The following is an 18,174-nucleotide window of genomic DNA, read 5'->3' on the forward strand; positions in this document are numbered from 1 at the left end:
GTTTATTTGATACGGTACCAGTCAGCAGCGTTCCAGATTTCGCTGTCCCAGACGTTCAGCACAACACCACCAAGCGAGTTGGCATGCGCCGAGAGACGGCCACGGTGAACCAGAGGGATCATGCCGCCGTTTCCAACGATGATGTCGTTGAGACGCTTGGAGATTTCCGCACGAGCTTCGGCACCGGCTGTGGTTGTCAGCTCCGCATGCAGCTTGTCGAACTCTTCGTTGCAGAAGCGCGAGATGTTCTCACCCTGCCACTGGGTCGCAGGCGAAGGCGCTTTGTCGCACAGACCGTTGGCCAGGTAGGACTGAGGGTCGGTGCCGTTGAAGGTATTGGCATACATTTCAACGTCAGCATAGAACTTCTGGAAGGTGTCAGGCGAACCGGGATCACCACCAAAGAACACGGAACCGCTAAGGTTACGCAGCTCGGATTCGATACCAATTTCGCTCCACCACTGTTTGATCAGAGCCTGGAAATCCTGACGCACGGCGTTGGTCGAGGTCTGGTACAGGATCTTCATTGGGATCCCATCGGGGGTTTCACGTACGCCGTCACCATTGGTGTCTTTGTAGCCCGCTTCTTCCAGCATCGCGTTTGCCGCAGCGATGTCCTGCTTGTCGCAGGTGAAGGTGTCAGAGTTCACAGCGGCAGGTGCCGGAACCCAGTTACAGGTGACTTTACCCGCTTTGCCATAGCCGATTTCGACCAGCAAAGGACGGTCAATCGCCAGCGACATTGCTTTGTATACCGCAGGATCACCCAAGAAAGGGTGCGGACGGATCACCGAACGCTCATCCGGGCCAAGCGCCGGATCAGGGTTGGTGTTGTTCAGCATGATGCGCTCAACCAGCGGGCCAAAGCCTGCGACAGGCTTGCCTTTGCCGGCGGATTCCATCTGGGCGATGACTTCAGGGGCCAGCTGCAGGTTCCAGGCGTAGTCAAACTCGCCGGTTTCCATGACGGCACGGCCAGCGGCCGTTGCGTCGCCGCCACCTTTGAACAGGACCTTGGCAAAGGCAGGCTTGGCCGGGTCACGATAGTTCGGGTTGGCCGACAGGGTGATCACGTCGTTGGGTTTGAATTCATCAACAACAAAAGGACCGGTGCCGATGGGGGCAAAGTTGGCCTCGGTGCATTCCGGTGCCTTGGCACCCATACAATCCGCAAACTGAGCCGCCTGGATGATGGGGCTTTCACCGCCAACAAAGGGGCCATAGGGGAAGGGGGTTGGCTTGGCAAATGTGACTTTGATGGTCAGATCATCAAGGGCTTCAACCGAGGTCACACCTTCGAATTTGGTAACCTGGGCACAGCCGCCTTCGGGGTCCATGCAGTAGTCAGCGGTGAATTTCACATCCGCAGAGGTGAAGGCGCTGCCATCGGACCATTTGAGGCCGGGTGCGATCTTCCAAGTGATGGAGGTCAGGTCTTCGCTGACGCCACCGTTTTCAACGGTTGGGATTTCGGCGGCCAGGTAAGGCACCATGACGCCATCCTGATTGTAGCGGACCAGGGGCTCAATCACCAGCGATGCGGCTTCAACGTCCTTGGTCCCACCGGATAGGAAGGGATTCATGATCGATGGCGCTTGCCAGTAGATGATGTTGACCTGGCCGTCAGAGCCGCGCTCGGCAAAAGCTGCCGGAGCGATGGCAGCCGTGGCGATGGCACCCATCAAAAGGGTTTTGAGTTTCATTACACTCTCCTTGTCGAACACATTACGTGTCTTTTTGTGCCGGACAACTTGGCCCGGCTTGTTGCCGCAAAACTGCGGGTTCGATGTCGCTCTGCCTATGATGGCGTGCAAGGTTTTGAAAGATCAAAATTTTTCGATCCCAATTGTCGCTATACGCACCACCATACGGGGCAGATACTGGCAGTATCGAAGCAGAGTTTCCAAAAAAAGCAAGCCTTACCGGGGGATTTTTCCTGACCAACCTCGGCATTGTGGAATTTTGCAGGCTGGATTTGACGCCCCCCGTCAAGATTGTCATACATCTTGCACAAGCCCGGCACACAAGCAGGGCATTATTATTAACAAAACAGGGGGCGACGGGGTGCTCGATCAACCTATTGCACAAATTAAAGGCCTTCGCGTCGAGTTTCAGACCAAAGATGGCCCGGTTGTTGGCGTCGAGAACGTCTCCTTTGATGTAAACCCCGGAGAAACCGTCTGCGTCGTCGGCGAGTCGGGCTCTGGCAAATCCGTTTCCTCGCTGTCGCTGATGCGCCTCGTCGAATTTGGCGGCGGTGAAATCTCCGCGGGTGAGCTGATGTTTGATCGTCGCAAGGGCGGTGTCATGGATCTGGCCAAGGCGCCGGGCGATATGATGAAGGACATTCGCGGCAACGAGATCGGCATGATCTTTCAGGAGCCGATGACCGCCCTGAACCCGGTCTTCACTGTTGGCCGCCAGCTGACCGAAGGTCTGCGGGTGCACAAGGACATGAACAAGGCCCAGGCCGAGGCGCGGGCGCTGGAACTGCTGCGCGAAGTGCGCATTCCCGAGCCCGAACGTCGGTTGACACAATACCCCCACGAGCTGTCTGGCGGCATGCGTCAGCGAGTTGTTATCGCCATGGCCATGGCCTGCGAGCCACGCCTGCTGATCGCCGATGAACCCACAACCGCGCTGGATGTGACCATTCAGGCGGAAATTCTGGCCCTGATGGACCGGCTAAAGCGCGAAACCGGCACGGCGGTGATGTTCATCACCCACGACATGGCCGTTGTGGCGCAGATGGCGGACCGGGTTGTGGTGATGTTCCGCGGCAACAAGGTCGAAGAGGGCACGGTCGAAGAGATCTTTGAAAACCCCCAGCATGACTACACCAAGGCGTTGCTGGCAGCGGTGCCCAAACTGGGGGAAATGCAGGGCAAGGCCTACCCCGAGCCGATGAAGCTGATGGGGGTCGAAGGCCAAAGGATTGAGCCAATCAAAGGCACTGACGAGGTGCTGTTGCAGGTTGAAAATCTCACCACGCGCTTCCCGGTCAAAGGCGGATTGCTGCGCCGGACGGTGGCCAATGTGCACGCGGTCGAGGATGTGTCCTTTAAGGTTTTCAAGGGGCAAACCCTGTCGCTGGTTGGCGAATCTGGCTGCGGCAAATCCACGGCAGGGCGGTCGCTTCTGCGTCTGGTTGAACCGCTGTCGGGCAAGGTGGAATTCGAGGGTCGTGATATTCTTGGGTTGAACCAAAGAGACCTGCACAAGGCCCGCCTGGACATGCAGATGATCTTCCAGGATCCCTTTGCCTCGCTCAATCCACAGATGCAGCTTTTGGATCAGGTGGCAGAACCGCTGCGTAACTATGGCCTGGCCTCGGGCTCTGAGCTGCAGGATCGCGTGGCCAATCTGTTTGACCGGGTGCAGCTGCCGCGCAGCTTTATGCGCCGCTACCCGCACGAGATGTCTGGCGGTCAGCGCCAGCGGATCGCAATTGCCCGCGCTCTGGCCTTGAACCCGAAACTGATTGTGGCAGATGAGGCTGTCTCGGCGCTGGATGTTTCTGTACAAGCCCAAGTTTTGAACTTGATGATGGAATTACAGGCAGATCTGGGTCTGTCCTTCCTGTTTATCAGCCATGACATGGCGGTGGTCGAACGGGTCAGCCATCAGGTCGGGGTGATGTATCTGGGGCGTATCGTTGAACTTGGCCCGCGTGCCCGCGTCTTTGAGAACCCGCAGCATGCCTATACGCAGGCGCTGATGAAGGCGGTTCCAATTGCTGATCCCCATCGCCGCAAAAGCGAAAAAGACCTGAACTTTAAACCCATTCCATCGCCCATTCATGGTCTCGATTACCAGCCGGAGCTCTCACAGTATCTGGAGGTGGAGCCAGGTCACTTTGTGCTGACCACCGACAGTGGGTATTAATTTGATGACTGCAGTTTTGACGCCGCTAGAGATCATGCAAAAACTGGTGGCTTTCCCAACGGTGAGCCGCGACAGCAATCTGCCTTTGGTCGATTGGGTACAGCAGTACCTGACCGAGCAGGGCATCGTCTCGCACCGCTGGGTGGACCCGGATCAGCCCCATAAGGCAGCTGTTTTTGCCCATGTCGGCCCAGAGATCGAAGGCGCGGTTGTCCTGTCGGGGCACACCGATGTGGTGCCTGTTGATGGCCAGCCCTGGGACAGCGACCCCTTCACCGTGATCGAGCGTGACGGCAAGTATTTTGGCCGGGGCACCTGTGACATGAAGGGGTTTGATGCCCTGGCGATCTGGGCCTTGGTTGAGGCACACCATCGCGGCGTAAAGCGGCCCTTGCAGCTGGCGCTCAGCTTTGACGAAGAAATCGGCTGCACCGGGGCGCCGCCGATGATTGAGGCCATGCAGCCGCTGTTGCCCAAGGGGGCAGCCGTTATCGTTGGTGAGCCATCGATGATGCAGGCGGTGACCGGCCACAAGGGCGGCACAGGTTTTCGCACCCATATGATCGGCTTTGAGGTGCACAGCTCGCTGCTGCACACAGGCGTCAGCGCCATCATGCAGGGAGCGCGGCTGATCGACTGGGCCAACCATCGCAATGCGGAAAACATGGCCAAAGAGCCAGGCGAGATGCAGTCCCTGTTCAACCCGCCCTTCACCACCTGTCATGTGGGCATGATCTCCGGCGGCACCGCCCATAATATCACCGCCAAAGACTGCACTTTTATGATGGATTTCCGGGTTGTTCCCGGCGAGCAGGCCAGCGATTGGGAAGCGGCCTACCGCACTGAGGTGCAAAAGGTAGAAGCGGACATGCAGGCGATCCACCCGGAAGCGCGCATTGATATCAGCAAGGGCTTTGACGTCCCCGCCCTGGTGCCCGAAGAGGCCGGGGAGGCCGAGGCGCTGGTGCGCAGCCTGACCGGCGACAATGGCACCCATGTGGTTAGCTACGGCACCGAGGCCGGCCAGTTCCAGGCGGCGGGCTATTCGGCGGTGATCTGTGGTCCGGGGGATATTGCCCAGGCGCATCAGCCCAATGAGTTTATCACCGTGGCACAGTTCAATGCGGGCCATGGTTTTATGAAACAGCTTGTTGCGCGTCTGGAGTCGCCTCGCTAGCGTGTTTTGTCAGTGTTGTCCTGTTGCGCCCTGTGAAAGGTGATTATGTCAGAAGTAGAGAGTAACCTGCCCAAAGGGATCTACGAGGACATAGATTTTGCCGTCCTGGTGCAAATTGCAGGCCGGATGATCGCGCAGCATGTTGAAGCCATAGGCAAAGAAGCGGCTTTGTCCGCCGGGCATCTCAGCGTGCTGGGGATGATCCACCGCAAGCCGGGGCTGGTGCAAAGCGTCTATGGGGCGATTCTGGCCATCAATGACGCCACCCTTGGCCGATATGTGGACAAGCTGGAAGACCAGGGACTGGTGTTGCGTGAACGCTGCGACGACGATCGGCGTACCGTTCGCCTGACGCTGACGGATGCTGGACTGGCCTTCATCATCGACGTCAGAACACGTCTGGCAGAGATACGCAGCGAAGTGACCGGCGGGTTAGGTCCTTCGGATATTTCTGTGCTGCAGGAGAACCTCGTCGCCTTTTTGACTGCCCACGGGCCGGATTTGCAAGAAACGTAGACAAGGCTTTTTTATTGCCTTACCAATCATCTCAATTGAGAGGAGTTGCGCTTTTGCCCATCAAAAACCGTTTTGCCGAAATGCAGCGAGAAATCACCGCCTGGCGGCATCATCTGCATGAAAATCCTGAACTGCTGTATGAGGTGCATAAAACCGCAGCCTTTGTTCAAGAACAGCTGCAGAGCTTTGGGGTGACGGATGTAACACCTGGCATTGGCAGGACCGGCGTTGTGGCGGTGATCGAAGGCAAGACCAATACCTCGGGTCGGGTGATCGGGTTGCGCGCCGATATGGACGCGCTGCCCATCCATGAGGCCTCTGGCGTCGACTACGCGTCTAAAACGCCCGGACTGATGCATGCCTGTGGTCACGATGGTCACACAGCAATCCTGCTGGGGGCGGCGAAGTACCTCTCTGAAACCCGCAATTTTGACGGCAAAGTGGTGCTGATCTTCCAACCCGCCGAAGAGGGCGGCGCCGGGGCCAAGGCCATGTGTGACGATGGCCTGATGGAACGCTGGGGCATCCAGGAAGTTTACGGCTTGCACAACATGCCAGGCCAGCCTGTCGGGGAATTTGCCATTCGCCCCGGTGCCTTGTTGGCCTCGTCAGATGAATTTGAGATCAAGGTGACCGGCAAGGGTGGCCATGCGGCGGCCCCCCATGATGCCATCGATACCACTCTTGTGGCCTCGCAGATTGTGGTCTCGCTGCATTCCATCGTGTCGCGCAATGTTGATCCGGTAAAACGTGTGGTACTTACGGTTGGGACCTTTGAAACCGATAGCACGGCCTCCAATGTGATTGCCCATACGGCAAAACTGCAAGGCACGGTGCGAACACTGGACACCGAATACCGCGCCGAGGCCGAAGACTGGGTCCGCCGGGTTGCCACCAGCACCGCTGAGGCCTTTGGCGCCACCGCCGAGGTGATCTGGTCGCCGGGATATCCGGTGACAATCAACACCGATACCGAGACCGGCTATGCCATTGAGGCCGCCCGTTCCGTCGGCGCTGCAGTGGATGAGAATACCGCACCAATCATGCCGTCGGAGGACTTTTCCTATATGCTGGAAGAGCGTCCCGGCGCCTATATTTTCCTCGGCAATGGCGACACGGCCATGTGTCACCACCCCGCCTATGTCTTTGACGACGAAGCGATTCCACTGGGTTGCAGCTGGTTCGCCGAACTTGTTGAACGACGAATGCCCACAGCATAATTCAGACCAAAGGACACGCGCGATGCCAGTCAAAAACCGAATTGCAAATCTGCACGAAGAAGTGGCCGGTTGGCGCCGCGACATCCACGAAAACCCTGAAATCCTGTACGAGACCCACCGCACCTCTGCGCTGGTGGCAGAAAAGCTGAAAAGCTTTGGCTGCGATGAGGTGGTGTCTGGAATTGGCCGCACCGGCGTTGTTGCAGTGATCCGGGGACGCAGCGACACGGTTGGCCGCGCCATCGGGCTGCGCGCCGATATGGACGCTCTGCCGATGCAGGAACAGACCGGGCTGGCGCATGCCTCAAAGATTGATGGGGCCATGCATGCCTGCGGCCACGACGGTCATACGGCGATGTTGCTGGGGGCTGCGAAATACCTGGCTGAGACCCGCAATTTTGATGGCACCGCCGTGGTGATCTTTCAGCCCGCCGAAGAGGGCGGCAATGGCGCCGAAGCCATGTGCAAAGATGGCCTGATGGAACGCTTTGGCATCAACGAAGTCTATGCCATCCACAATGCACCTGGGCTGGAACTGGGCAAGTTTGCCATCCGCCCCGGCCCGATCCTTGCTTCGGTGGATGAGTTCACGCTGACCTTGCAGGGCCGTGGTGGTCATGCGGCCAAGCCGCAGGAAACCGTCGATACCACGGTGATGATGTCCCATATCATCTGCGCGCTGCAAACGGTGATGTCTCGCAATGTCGATCCGGTGCTGCAGGGGGTTCTGTCCGTTACCTCGGCTGAAACCTCCTCCAAGGCTTTTAACGTGATCCCGGATCGGGCTGAGGTCCGGGGTACGGTGCGCACCCATTCGCCTGAGGTCCGGGCGCTGATCCCTGAGCGGCTGCAGGCCATCGTCGACGGGATTGCCGAGACCTTTGGCGGCACGGCAGACCTGTCGTTTCATCTGGGCGTCCCGGTCACAATCAATGATGATGCAGCCGCTGATTTTGCCCGCCTGGCGGCAGAAACAGTTTCCGGCGCAGGCTCTTGCGAGGAGGTGCCGCTGGCCATGGGCGGAGAGGATTTCTCCTTCATGCTGCAAGAGCGCCCGGGCGCCATGATCCGCCTGGGCAATGGCCCTTCTGCCGGGCTGCATCATCCCGAATATGATTTCAACGATGAGGCCATTCCGACGGGGATCAGCTGGTTTGCCGAAATGATCGAACAGCGGATGCCAGTGGCCTGATCTGGCCTGACACCAGTTAAACACCATTCAAAACACCCCGGTTAAGTCGCCGGGACAGTAATACCAAGGAGACTATCCATGCCGGTCAAGAACCGCTTCGCCGAATTGCAAAATGAAATCACCGAATGGCGTCGTGACCTTCACGAAAACCCGGAGATCCTGTTTGAAACCCACCGCACCTCTGCGCTGGTGGCGGACAAGCTCAAGGAATTTGGCTGCGACGAGATTGTCACCGGCATTGGCCGCACCGGTGTTGTTGGTGTGATCAAGGGTAAAACCGATACAGCGGGTAAGGTCATTGGCTTGCGCGCGGACATGGACGCGCTGCCCATCCACGAGGCCACTGGCCTGGACTATGCCTCCAAGACCCCCAATGCCATGCATGCCTGTGGCCATGATGGCCATACGGCGATGCTGCTGGGGGCTGCCAAATACCTGTCCGAGACCCGCAATTTTGATGGCACCGTTGTGCTGATCTTCCAACCCGCCGAAGAAGGTGGCGGCGGTGGCCGGGAGATGTGTGAAGACGGCATGATGGAGCGCTGGGGCATCCAGGAAGTCTACGGCATGCACAACTGGCCGGGCAAACCCATTGGTTCTTTCTCAATCCGGTCGGGGGCGTTTTTTGCTGCCACGGACCAGTTTGCCATCACCTTTGAAGGGCGCGGCGGCCATGCGGCAAAACCGCAGGAAACCATTGATACCACGGTGATGTCGGCGCAGGCGGTCTTGGCGCTGCAGACCATTGCGTCGCGCAACGCTGATCCGGTGGAACAGATTGTGGTTTCAGTGACCTCGTTTGAGACCTCCTCCAAGGCCTTTAACGTGATCCCACAGCGTGTCGAAATCAAAGGCACGGTCCGTACCATGGCGAATGAGACACGGGATCTGGCGGAAAAGCGGATCAAGGAAATCTGCGCCGGCATCGCGGCCACCTTTGGCGGCACTGCTGACGTGAACTACTATCGCGGCTACCCGGTTATGGCCAACCACGACGAACAGACCGATTTCGCCGCCAAGGTTGCCACCGACATCTCGGGCGCCTGCGAAGAGGCACCGTTGGTCATGGGCGGCGAGGACTTTGCCTTCATGCTGGAAGAGCGCCCCGGCGCATATATCCTGGTGGGCAATGGCGACAGCGCCTCGGTGCACCACCCAGAGTATAACTTCAACGATGAAGCTATCCCTGCGGGCTGCAGCTGGTGGGCTGGAATCGTTGAGCAGCGTTTGCCTGCTGCCTGATTTGGCAGCAAGCTGCACAAATATTGCAAAAGCCCGGCATTTGCCGGGCTTTTTTTGGGTCTGCAATCAGACCAAACAGGCGCAATACCCCGGTTTGACCCCGAAATTTTTTGGTGGCCTGTCCCTATGGTCGTGGCTTTTGCCTGTTTTTTAGGCGCTAGCCTGTGGCCCAAAGCGCCTGATAGACCTCTTCGATTCCCTGGGCTTCGCGGCTGGCGCTAAAGCTTTCAACGGCGATCTCGCGGGCGTTGTGGCACATGGCCTGATAGTGATTCGGATCTCGTAGCAGCGTCAGGGCTGCCTCTGCGGCCTCCGCTGGGGCCACTTGCGGCACAATTCTCCCTGCACGCCCCTGGGCGGAAAAGACTTGGTAATAGCCTGCCTCAGAGCCAACAAAGGGAACAGCACTGGCCATGCCCTCCAAAGGCACCATGCCGTAGCCCTCGTAGCGGGGCAATTGCATCACCAGTGACAGCGCCCGCATGGTTTGCGGCAGGTCGGCGGCGGGGATTTCACCGGGAAACAGAATGCGTTTCGTCAGACCGGCAGCCTTGATCCGCTCCTGTAATCCCTTGAGAAAGCCCTGATGCTCGCGCGCGGCCCGTCCCAGAACCAGCGCCGTGGCGCCGGGAAGCTGTGGCAACAACTGCAACATGGCCTCGACAAATAGATCGGTGCCTTTTTCCGGGCGAATTCTGCCAATGCTGGCAATACCTATATCGCCGCCAAGCCCCAGCGCCTGCCAGGCTGCGCGGCGATCTATGGCCGGGGTAAAGGTATCGGTATCAACCCCATGGGGCACCACCGCGCGCACATGGGGCACAAAGCTGGCGGCCTCTTGCGAGGTGGCAACAACCGCATCCATGCGCGAAATCAACCAGCGGGGAAAAGCCGAGTGTCGGCGCAGCGCCGCAGAGGTAAAGACAATGCGGATCGGCAGGCGCAGCACATCGCGCGCCCAGATTGCGGCGCGCATCTCAGTATTGCGGCGCACGTGCCAGATGGCAAAGGGAAAGGTGCCGGGGGCTGTGACCGACAGCTGCCGGGCGCGTTTTACGGGGATCGGAGCCGGGCAGCCGGGCAGGGCGCGGCCAACCAACTGCACATCGTGCAGTGCAACCTGTTGGCGCAGAACATTGGCCGCGGTGGCCGAGACCCCGGTGAAGTTCTTGTTGAAATTGGTGACAAAAAGTTCAGTCATGGGGTTCTTTCAGGCGCATTCAGACAAAGGCTGCTGATCAATCGATCTACCACCACATCCAGCTGGCCGGATTGTTCCGCTACATAGTGGCGCGCGGCGTTGCGGGCGTTTTGCAGCTGCTCCGGCTGGGTCAGCCACAGATCGACCGCCTGTGCCAGCTCTAGGGCATCGTGCACTTGCGTCGCGCCGCCGGCCGCAATCATCGGCGGGTAGGTTTCGATGAAGTTGCTATAGCCCGGCCCGGTGAGCACCGCTGCCCCGGCCCGGGCAACTTCAAAGGGGTTATGCCCGCCAATGGGCCGCAATGATCCACCAAGAAACACAATAGGGGACAGGGCATACCAGCTGCCGAGCTCGCCGAGGGTATCGGCCAGATAGACCTGGGTTGCAGATGTCAGCGCCGTGCCAGTGCTGCGTTTTGCATAAGCCAGCCCAGCCTGGGTAATCTTGGCGCCAATTTCATCGGCGCGTTCGGGGTGGCGCGGGATCAGGAAAAGGCAGAGATCGGGATGATCCTGCAACAGCACCTTATGGGCTTCCAGCACCGCTTCTTCTTCACCTTTGTGGGTGGAGCTAGCAATCCACAGCGGACGTCCGGCAAGGGCGGTGCGCATCTCCCCCAGCAGACGAGGCGAGTCCGGCAGGGCGGCGGCCCCGGCCTTGAGATTGCCACTGGGAAACACCCGCGCCGGATCCGCCCCAAGCGACAGCAGATCTTTGGCCACCTGTTGGTTCTGGGTCAGCAAAAGATCAAACAGCCCCATCAGGTAGCGCGCCGTTGGCAGTTTCTTCCGCCAGCCTGCAACGGATTTGGCAGACAGGCGGGCATTGACCAGCGCCAGCCGGGTGCCACCTGCCTTGGCAGCCGACAGGGTCACCGGCCAAAGCTCGCTTTCGACAAAAATCCCGGCATCCGGGCGCCAATGGGCCAGGAACCGGCCCACTGCGCTGGGTGAATCCAGCGGCGCAAACTGGTGCTGGGCGCAGTCCGGCAGACGTTTAGCGGCCATCGTCGCCGAGGTCGCCGTGCCGGAGGTCAGCAAAAACCGCGCAGCTGGTAAGCGGGTATGTAATCGGTTGATCAAGGTGATGGCAGCCAGGCTTTCGCCCACCGAGGCACCATGAAACCAGATCAGCGGCGCAGAGGCTGCAAGGTCTGGGCGGGGGTGGCTGGCATGACCTAGCCTTTCGCGCTGGCGCCGGTCGCTCACCCCATGGGCCGCGAGTTTTGTTGCAACTTTGCGATAGGCAAAAGGCGCCAGCAGCCTGGTCAAGGCGCGATAGCTGTAAAACAGCAGCGTCGGCGGTGCTGTTTGGTCAGGCTTGCTCATCACGTTTCGCTTAGCCGCCGGTGTGGCTCATGTGGCGGGTGATAGTGCCGCCAACCTGCTGCCGGGAATAGTCAAAATCATGGCCTTTGGGTTTGTCGCCAATGGCAGCGCGGATGGCCTGTTCCAGCAGCTCGGTGTCGTCCTGGCTGGCGCGCAGTGGCGCACGCAGATCGGCAGAGCCTTCCTGACCAAGGCAGGTATAAATCTCGCCAGTGCAGGTGATACGCACCCGGTTGCAGCTTTCGCAAAAATTATGGCTGAGCGGGGTGATAAAGCCGATTTTCTGGCCGGTTTCTTCCAGCCGCACATAGCGCGCCGGACCGCCAGTGCGTTCCGTCAGATCGGTCACACTATAGTGGTTTTCATACTCGGCCCGCACGTCTTTGAGCGACCAGAACTGGCCGATGCGGTTCTCATCCCCCATGTCTTCGCCCATGGGCATGACTTCGATCCAGGTGAGATCGAGATCGCGCTCGGCGCACCAGCGGGTGATGGCGGGCAGCTCGGCCTCGTTGAAATCTTTCAGGGCGACGGCGTTGATTTTGACCCGCAGCCCTGCCTTTTGCGCCGCATCAATACCCCGCAGAACCTGCGGCAGCCGACCCCAGCGGGTGACGCGGGCAAATTTGTCGTCATCCAGCGTGTCGAGCGAAATATTGACCCGGCGCACCCCGGCAGCAAACAGCGCGTCGGCGTATTTTTCCAGCTGCGAGCCATTGGTGGTCAGGGTCAGCTCCTTGAGCGCGCCGCTGTCCAGATGCCGGGTCATGCTTTCAAAGAAGGTCATGATGCCCCGGCGCACCAGTGGTTCGCCCCCGGTGATACGCAGCTTTTGCACCCCCATTTTGATAAAGCTGGAACATAACAGATCCAGCTCTTCCAGGGTCAGCAGCTCCTTCTTGGGCAGAAAGGTCATGTTTTCCGACATGCAATAAACGCAGCGGAAATCGCACCTGTCGGTGACCGAAACGCGCAGATAGGTGATGGCGCGGGCGAAGGGATCAATCAGTGGGGCATTCATAGGCCTATAGCTAAGGCGCAGTCCCGCCTAGGGCAAGGAAAGACTGCGTTTTGGTGCTGGCATTAGGGCTGCGTCAAAGCTAGGCTTGCCCTATGAAACAGATATTATTTGTCATGGCACCTTTGGTGTTTTTGAGTGGTTGCAATACCTTGCAGTGGAATTCCGATATTTTGGGAGGCGCTTCCGGCGCGGCGGTACAGACACCGCAACGTGATCCCGGTGCGCCTTTGTCGGCCATTCCCAGCGATGAAAGCCTGCAACAGGGCGCTATTGTGCAAGACCCTGCTGCGGTCAGCGCGACTGACCTGGCGCCGAGTGCGGGAAGTGCGCCTGTTTCTGCGCGGTTCCAGGGGCGGGCACAGACGGTGGCCTCTTTAGGCGACCCTGCGATTCCCGGCCTGTGGATGGAGACGTCCCTGGTCACAACCCAGCAGATCGCCCGGTTGCGCAGCGCCAATGGCAAACAGGTCACCGTGACGCTGAAACCGGCAACCACAGGCGGCTCTAGCGGTCGGCTGTCGATTGGCGCCATGCGGGCGCTTGGGGCGCCGCTGACCGAACTGATTGAAGTCGAAGTGCTGCCAGCAGGCTGAGCTCAGGAGCTCGGCTGGCTGGTGTCTGCGCCGTCGGAGATCTCGACCTCTGCCGCATCTTCCGCTGCTACCACTGGGGACACCAGATCGGGATAGTCGATGGGCTCTTTCAGGTATTTGGCCGCCTCTTTGCGGGCAAAGGGCTTCATTCCGGCGCCGTTTGCAATCAGAAACGCACGGCTGGCGGCGGCATCATGTTTGCTGAGATCACGCACCCACCAGGCAATGGCCTTTTGCAGGAACCAGTTGCGATCCGGCACATAAGAGGCCGCCCAGCCTAAAATACGGTCACGCCGGGCCTGATCTTCGGGTTTGAGGTTGTTGAGCTTGGCCCAGGGCAGCGTGGCCACCAGGGCAGCGCGCCGGGTCCACATGTGATCAGAGGTGGTCCAGGCCTCAACCTCATCCAGTCGTGCGGGATCTGCGGTCAGGCGTTTTTGCATTGCCATGCAGGCGTGATCGGCAATGGCCCAGCTGTCAAAATCAGGCAGCCAGCTTTGCAGCAGCTCCCAGACCGCCGCGTCATCCTGGATCCGCGCCTGGGTGAGCAGCTTGCCTGCGGCAATGCGGGCTTCAAACACATCTGTTTTCCACAACTCATCTGCCAGGGTGACACGCTCTTCCAGCGTCAGGGTCTGGCGCCAGCCCTTGGTGATGTCATTGATGGCGGTATTGGGGATGCCCAGGACGATGCGCTTTTGCTTGTGGTAGCTCACCATCTGTTCGGCGCGACCGGGCTCAAACGCGGCGTTCAATTCGTTCAGGGCATCTTCAAGGGTCATCTGGTTACTCCACCGTAACGGATTTGGCTAGATTGCGCGGCTGATCCACATCGGTGCCTTTGGCCACCGCGGTGTGATAGGCCAGCATCTGGGCTGGCAGCGCATAAAGGATGGGCGTCAGGCTATCGTGCACCTGTGGCATCTGGATGGTTTGCCAGGTGCCGTCTCCGCCCTCCTTAAGCCCAGCCTCATCCGAGATCAACAGCACCTTGCCCTTGCGGGCCATGACCTCCTGCATATTGGAGACCGATTTGTCAAAAACCCGGTCCTTTGGCGCCATGACCACCACTGGCATCTGCTTGTCAATCAGCGCAATGGGACCGTGCTTGAGCTCACCTGAGGCATAGGCCTCGGCATGAATATAGCTGATTTCCTTGAGCTTCAGCGCGCCTTCCAGCGCCAGCGGGAACATCAAACCACGGCCCAGGAACAGCACGTCGCGGGCCTCGCTCAGCTTTTGTGCCGCCTGACGAATGGTGTCATTCTGTTCCAGCCCTGCCGCCAGCACATTGGGCAGGCCACGCAGGGCAGAGATATGTGCCTGCAGGTCCTCAGGTGAGATTGTGCCACGGTCCGTTGCCGCCTTGAGCGCCAGCATCAGCAGAACGCTCAGCTGGCAGGTAAAGGCCTTGGTCGAGGCGACGCCGATTTCAACACCTGCGTGAATGGGCAGGGCCAGATCGCTTTCGCGCGCGATTGAACTTTCGGGTACATTGACCACGGACAGGATCTTGTCCGCTTTGCCTTCGCAGTAGCGCAGCGCGGCCAGGGTGTCTGCGGTTTCACCGGATTGTGAGACAAACAGCGCCGCTGTTTTGCCCGAAATGGGCGGCTCCCGGTAGCGGAACTCCGAGGCGATATCGACCTCGACCGGCAAGCGTGCAATCTGCTCGAACCAGTATTTGGCAGTGAGGCAGGCATAAAAGGCGGTGCCGCAGGCCACCATTGTCAGCCGCTCGATTTTTGAAAAATCAATGCCGTCTCCGGGCAGATGCACGGCGTCTTCCCCCACTGGCAGATAGTGGCGGATGGCTTCGGCAATCACGGTGGGCTGTTCGGCGATCTCTTTGGCCATATAGTGCTTGTGACCCGCCTTATCGACCTGTGAGGCGTCGATCTGGATGGTCTTCATCGGGCGATTGGCCAGGGCGCCGTTGGCATCGCGGATCTCGATGCTGGTGCGGGTCAGATAGACCCGGTCGCCCTCATCCAGATAGGTGACGCGATCAGTGAGCGGCGCCAGGGCGATGGCGTCACTGCCGACAAACATCTCCCCATCGCCATGGCCCACAGCCAGGGGCGAGCCTTTGCGGGCGGCAACCATCAGGTCGTCTTCACCATCAAACAAAAAGGCCAGCGCAAAGGCGCCCTGCAGCCGGTTCAGGGTCTTGTTGGCGGCTTCAATCGGAGTGGCGCCCTGGGAGAGATAGCGCTGGGCCAGCAGGGCCACGGTTTCGGTATCGGTTTCGGTCTGAAACTCGATGCCACAGCCCGCCAGTTCGGCGCGCAGTTCGCGGTAGTTTTCGATGATGCCATTGTGCACAACCGCAACCGCCCCGGCCCGGTGCGGGTGGGCATTGCTGACCGAGGGCACCCCGTGGGTGGCCCAGCGGGTATGGCCGATGCCAGATTTCCCCGGCAGAGGTTCGTGGACCAGTAGATCGTTCAGGTTGACCAGCTTGCCCAGGGCACGCCGTCGCGCCAGTTTACCATCGTTCACGGTGGCAATGCCTGCACTGTCATAGCCGCGATATTCCAGCCGCTTCAGAGCTTCGACCAGAATGGGAGCCGCTTCATGTTTACCAAGAACACCAACGATACCACACATCTACTCAGATCCTTTTGTCAGCCGGGCCTTTTTGGCGCGCAGCATGTCCATCAGTTTATAGGCGTAGCCGGGCTTATTCTCTTGCCGGGTGCGTGAGAGCGCCAGCGCGCCATCTTCGACGTCTTTGGTCACCACCGTGCCAGAACCGGTCATGGTTTCATTGCCCAGGGTGACGGGGGCCACCAGCAATGTGTTAGAGCCGATAAAGCTGCGGGCACCAATTTTGGTGCGGTGTTTCATCACCCCGTCGTAGTTGCAGGTGATGGTGCCAGCGCCAATATTGCTTTCCTTGCCCACCGAGGCATCGCCGATATAGCTCAGATGGTTGACCTTGGCACCTTCGGCGATTTCGGCGTTTTTGATTTCGACAAAATTGCCGATGTGGGTGTTTTCTGCCAGTTCCGCGCCGGGGCGCAGGCGGGCATAGGGACCGACCTTGGCGCCGCGGCTGACATGGCAGCCTTCCAGGTGGGAAAAGGCGCGAATGACAGCGCCGCTTTCCACGGTGACACCGGGGCCAAAGACTACATTGGGTTCGATCACCGTGTCGCGGCCAATGACCGTGTCAAAGGCCAGGTAAACCGTCTCGGGCGCCATTAGGGTGACACCCAGATCCAGCAATTCAGCCCGGGCTTTGGTCTGGAAAACCGCATCCGCAGCGGCCAGATCCGCGCGCGAGTTCACCCCCAGGGTTTCGCTTTCATCGCAGGCAATGGCAGTGACCGAGCGCTCTTGGGCGCGGGCAAGTTCCACCAGATCGGTGAGATAATATTCACCGGAGGCGTTTTCGTTGCCAATCTTGGTCAGCAGATCAAACATCAGATCCGCATCACAGGCCATCAGGCCGGAGTTGCAGAAATCCACGGCGCGTTCTGCTTCTGACGCGTCTTTGAACTCGACAATGCGTTCCAGGCTGTCGCCCTGCATCAGCAGGCGGCCATAGCGCGCCGGGTCTGCGGCGTGAAAGCCCAGCACCACCAGATCCGCCTGCGCCCGCGCAGCGACCATGCGTTCCAGTGTTTCGGCGCTGACAAAGGGCGTGTCGCCATAAAGCACCACAACATCGCCGCTAAAGCCTGTCAGCGCGGCGCGGGCCTGATCCACCGCATGGGCGGTGCCAAGCTGCTCTTCCTGCAACACAACTTCGGCATTCTCGTCAATCTCGGCTACGGCGGCACGGACCGCCTCGGCCTCGTGCCCGGCGACGACAATCACCCGCTCAGGATCCAGGGCGCGACCAGCGGCCAGAGCGTGCTCCAGCATCGAGCCCTGGGCAATAGGGTGCAAAACCTTGGGGATATCAGAATTCATTCGGGTGCCTTTGCCTGCGGCAAGGACGACAAGGGCAGTGCTCATTATCAGTTTTCTCTTTGACTTTTAACGCCCCCGTTCTATCCGCTAACAGCAAAGGTGCAAGCCAATCTGCCATCAAAGAAGGTTGCGGCTTGCAATAAAGGGCAGCGAAAAGGCGCCGAACGGAGGCAATATGCGTACAGTTATCTTTGATCTTGATGGGACCTTAGCGGATACATCCGGGGATCTTTTGGCGGCGGCCAATGCCTGTTTTCGCCAGATGGGGTTGGGTGATATCCTGACCCAGCCTGGGGATGCGGCCACGGCGCTGCGCGGCGGCAAGATGATGCTGACGGCGGGGATGAAGCGGGCCGGTATCTACGATCCCAAAAAGGTCGAGAACTATTACCCGGTGTTGCTGGAGGCCTACCGCGATGCGATTGACCACCACAGCTACCTTTATCCCGGCGCCATGGAGGCGGTTGAAGCCCTGAAACAGGCGGGCTACGGCGTGGGCATCTGCACCAATAAACCCGAAGCCCTGGCCGAGCAGCTGATGCGCTCGCTGGGGGTGCGGCAGGCCTTTGCCTCACTGGTGGGGGCGGATACGCTGGCGGTGCGAAAGCCCGACCCCGAACCGCTGTTTGAGGCAGCGCGCCGGGCAGGGGGCGATCCGGCCCGCACCATTTTGATTGGCGACAGTGACACCGACCGCAATACCTCGGCCAATGCGGGGGTGCCGTCGGTGCTGGTTACCTTTGGTCCTGCCGGCGGCGATATGGCGGCGCTGAACCCCGAGGCGCTGCTGGACCGCTATGAGGATCTGCCGGGGGTGGTCGCCCGCTTGATCGGCTGATCCCGCACTCTGTCAGCGGTGCGGCAGGTGGAATTGT

At 59.5% G+C, this 18,174-nt stretch carries 15 protein-coding genes; 8 read left to right on the forward strand and 7 right to left on the reverse strand.

Annotation, left to right across the window (positions count from 1 at the left end; translation table 11 throughout):
- Positions 1-2: 2 nt before the first annotated feature.
- Positions 3-1,703 carry a peptide ABC transporter substrate-binding protein gene (locus JZI28_RS06230; protein ID WP_375699583.1) on the reverse strand — a complete coding sequence of 567 codons (1,701 nt, stop codon included), beginning with the start codon at positions 1,701-1,703 and terminating at the stop codon, positions 3-5.
- Between the two features lie 361 nt (positions 1,704-2,064).
- Here JZI28_RS06230 and JZI28_RS06235 point away from each other — a divergent pair, with 361 nt between their 5' ends.
- From JZI28_RS06235 to JZI28_RS06260, 6 genes are all read left to right on the forward strand, one after another.
- Complete coding sequence (locus JZI28_RS06235; RefSeq protein WP_375699584.1) at positions 2,065-3,885, forward strand: ABC transporter ATP-binding protein; 1,821 nt, start codon at positions 2,065-2,067, stop codon at positions 3,883-3,885.
- A gap of 4 nt (positions 3,886-3,889) precedes the next feature.
- A complete protein-coding gene (gene argE, locus JZI28_RS06240) occupies positions 3,890-5,062 on the forward strand; it encodes an acetylornithine deacetylase (protein WP_297338733.1) in 1,173 nt (390 codons plus the stop codon).
- Positions 5,063-5,107: 45 nt separating this feature from the next.
- Positions 5,108-5,578: a MarR family winged helix-turn-helix transcriptional regulator gene (locus JZI28_RS06245; RefSeq protein ID WP_297338732.1), complete on the forward strand. Its 471-nt coding sequence runs from the start codon at positions 5,108-5,110 to the stop codon at positions 5,576-5,578.
- Positions 5,579-5,631: 53 nt separating this feature from the next.
- The gene (locus JZI28_RS06250; RefSeq protein WP_375699585.1) at positions 5,632-6,798 is read left to right on the forward strand and encodes a M20 aminoacylase family protein; all 1,167 of its coding nucleotides are present in this window, start codon (positions 5,632-5,634) and stop codon (positions 6,796-6,798) included.
- 22 nt (positions 6,799-6,820) lie between these two features.
- Positions 6,821-7,990: a M20 aminoacylase family protein gene (locus JZI28_RS06255; protein ID WP_375699586.1), complete on the forward strand. Its 1,170-nt coding sequence runs from the start codon at positions 6,821-6,823 to the stop codon at positions 7,988-7,990.
- A 78-nt stretch (positions 7,991-8,068) separates the two neighbouring features.
- Positions 8,069-9,232 carry a M20 aminoacylase family protein gene (locus JZI28_RS06260; protein WP_375699587.1) on the forward strand — a complete coding sequence of 388 codons (1,164 nt, stop codon included), beginning with the start codon at positions 8,069-8,071 and terminating at the stop codon, positions 9,230-9,232.
- Positions 9,233-9,389: 157 nt separating this feature from the next.
- Here JZI28_RS06260 and JZI28_RS06265 read toward each other — a convergent pair whose 3' ends face one another.
- From JZI28_RS06265 to moaA, 3 genes are read right to left on the reverse strand one after another with little or no spacing between them, the layout of a single operon-like run.
- Positions 9,390-10,433: a glycosyltransferase family 4 protein gene (locus JZI28_RS06265; RefSeq protein ID WP_375699588.1), complete on the reverse strand. Its 1,044-nt coding sequence runs from the start codon at positions 10,431-10,433 to the stop codon at positions 9,390-9,392.
- On the reverse strand, positions 10,430-11,764 hold the full coding sequence (locus tag JZI28_RS06270) for a 3-deoxy-D-manno-octulosonic acid transferase (protein ID WP_375699589.1): 1,335 nt from the start codon (positions 11,762-11,764) through the stop codon (positions 10,430-10,432). Before JZI28_RS06270 ends, JZI28_RS06265 begins: the two co-directional genes overlap by 4 nt.
- Positions 11,765-11,774: 10 nt before the next feature.
- Positions 11,775-12,785, reverse strand: a complete 1,011-nt coding sequence (moaA, locus tag JZI28_RS06275; protein WP_375699590.1) for a GTP 3',8-cyclase MoaA — start codon at positions 12,783-12,785, stop codon at positions 11,775-11,777.
- A gap of 92 nt (positions 12,786-12,877) precedes the next feature.
- Here moaA and JZI28_RS06280 point away from each other — a divergent pair, with 92 nt between their 5' ends.
- The gene (locus JZI28_RS06280; RefSeq protein ID WP_295448567.1) at positions 12,878-13,378 is read left to right on the forward strand and encodes a hypothetical protein; all 501 of its coding nucleotides are present in this window, start codon (positions 12,878-12,880) and stop codon (positions 13,376-13,378) included.
- 2 nt (positions 13,379-13,380) lie between these two features.
- Here the strand turns inward: JZI28_RS06280 and JZI28_RS06285 are convergent, their stop codons facing one another.
- From JZI28_RS06285 to glmU, 3 genes are read right to left on the reverse strand one after another with little or no spacing between them, the layout of a single operon-like run.
- Positions 13,381-14,160, reverse strand: a complete 780-nt coding sequence (locus JZI28_RS06285; RefSeq protein ID WP_375699591.1) for a DNA alkylation repair protein — start codon at positions 14,158-14,160, stop codon at positions 13,381-13,383.
- Positions 14,161-14,164: 4 nt separating this feature from the next.
- Positions 14,165-15,988, reverse strand: a complete 1,824-nt coding sequence (gene glmS / locus JZI28_RS06290; protein WP_375699592.1) for a glutamine--fructose-6-phosphate transaminase (isomerizing) — start codon at positions 15,986-15,988, stop codon at positions 14,165-14,167.
- A complete protein-coding gene (gene glmU, locus JZI28_RS06295) occupies positions 15,989-17,344 on the reverse strand; it encodes a bifunctional UDP-N-acetylglucosamine diphosphorylase/glucosamine-1-phosphate N-acetyltransferase GlmU (protein WP_295448576.1) in 1,356 nt (451 codons plus the stop codon).
- A 130-nt stretch (positions 17,345-17,474) separates the two neighbouring features.
- On the opposite strand from glmU, the gene JZI28_RS06300 reads away from it, so the two are divergent.
- On the forward strand, positions 17,475-18,137 hold the full coding sequence (locus JZI28_RS06300; protein ID WP_375699593.1) for an HAD-IA family hydrolase: 663 nt from the start codon (positions 17,475-17,477) through the stop codon (positions 18,135-18,137).
- The last annotated feature ends 37 nt before the right edge of the window (positions 18,138-18,174 follow it).

Source organism: Pseudophaeobacter sp. TrK17, assembly GCF_042192375.1.
Classification (GTDB): Bacteria; Pseudomonadota; Alphaproteobacteria; order Rhodobacterales; family Rhodobacteraceae; genus Pseudophaeobacter.

What these genes read in the sequence shown, in the direction of transcription:
- JZI28_RS06300 (WP_375699593.1), top strand. Translation starts at nt 17,475, where the DNA reads ATGCGTACAGTTATCTTTGATCTTGATGGGACCTTAGCGGATACATCC.
- JZI28_RS06260 (WP_375699587.1), top strand. Translation starts at nt 8,069, where the DNA reads ATGCCGGTCAAGAACCGCTTCGCCGAATTGCAAAATGAAATCACCGAA.
- JZI28_RS06280 (WP_295448567.1), top strand. Translation starts at nt 12,878, where the DNA reads ATGAAACAGATATTATTTGTCATGGCACCTTTGGTGTTTTTGAGTGGT.
- JZI28_RS06245 (WP_297338732.1), top strand. Translation starts at nt 5,108, where the DNA reads ATGTCAGAAGTAGAGAGTAACCTGCCCAAAGGGATCTACGAGGACATA.
- JZI28_RS06265 (WP_375699588.1), bottom strand. Translation starts at nt 10,433, where the DNA reads ATGACTGAACTTTTTGTCACCAATTTCAACAAGAACTTCACCGGGGTC.
- glmS (WP_375699592.1), bottom strand. Translation starts at nt 15,988, where the DNA reads ATGTGTGGTATCGTTGGTGTTCTTGGTAAACATGAAGCGGCTCCCATT.
- JZI28_RS06255 (WP_375699586.1), top strand. Translation starts at nt 6,821, where the DNA reads ATGCCAGTCAAAAACCGAATTGCAAATCTGCACGAAGAAGTGGCCGGT.
- JZI28_RS06270 (WP_375699589.1), bottom strand. Translation starts at nt 11,764, where the DNA reads ATGAGCAAGCCTGACCAAACAGCACCGCCGACGCTGCTGTTTTACAGC.
- moaA (WP_375699590.1), bottom strand. Translation starts at nt 12,785, where the DNA reads ATGAATGCCCCACTGATTGATCCCTTCGCCCGCGCCATCACCTATCTG.
- argE (WP_297338733.1), top strand. Translation starts at nt 3,890, where the DNA reads ATGACTGCAGTTTTGACGCCGCTAGAGATCATGCAAAAACTGGTGGCT.
- JZI28_RS06230 (WP_375699583.1), bottom strand. Translation starts at nt 1,703, where the DNA reads ATGAAACTCAAAACCCTTTTGATGGGTGCCATCGCCACGGCTGCCATC.
- glmU (WP_295448576.1), bottom strand. Translation starts at nt 17,344, where the DNA reads ATGAGCACTGCCCTTGTCGTCCTTGCCGCAGGCAAAGGCACCCGAATG.
- JZI28_RS06285 (WP_375699591.1), bottom strand. Translation starts at nt 14,160, where the DNA reads ATGACCCTTGAAGATGCCCTGAACGAATTGAACGCCGCGTTTGAGCCC.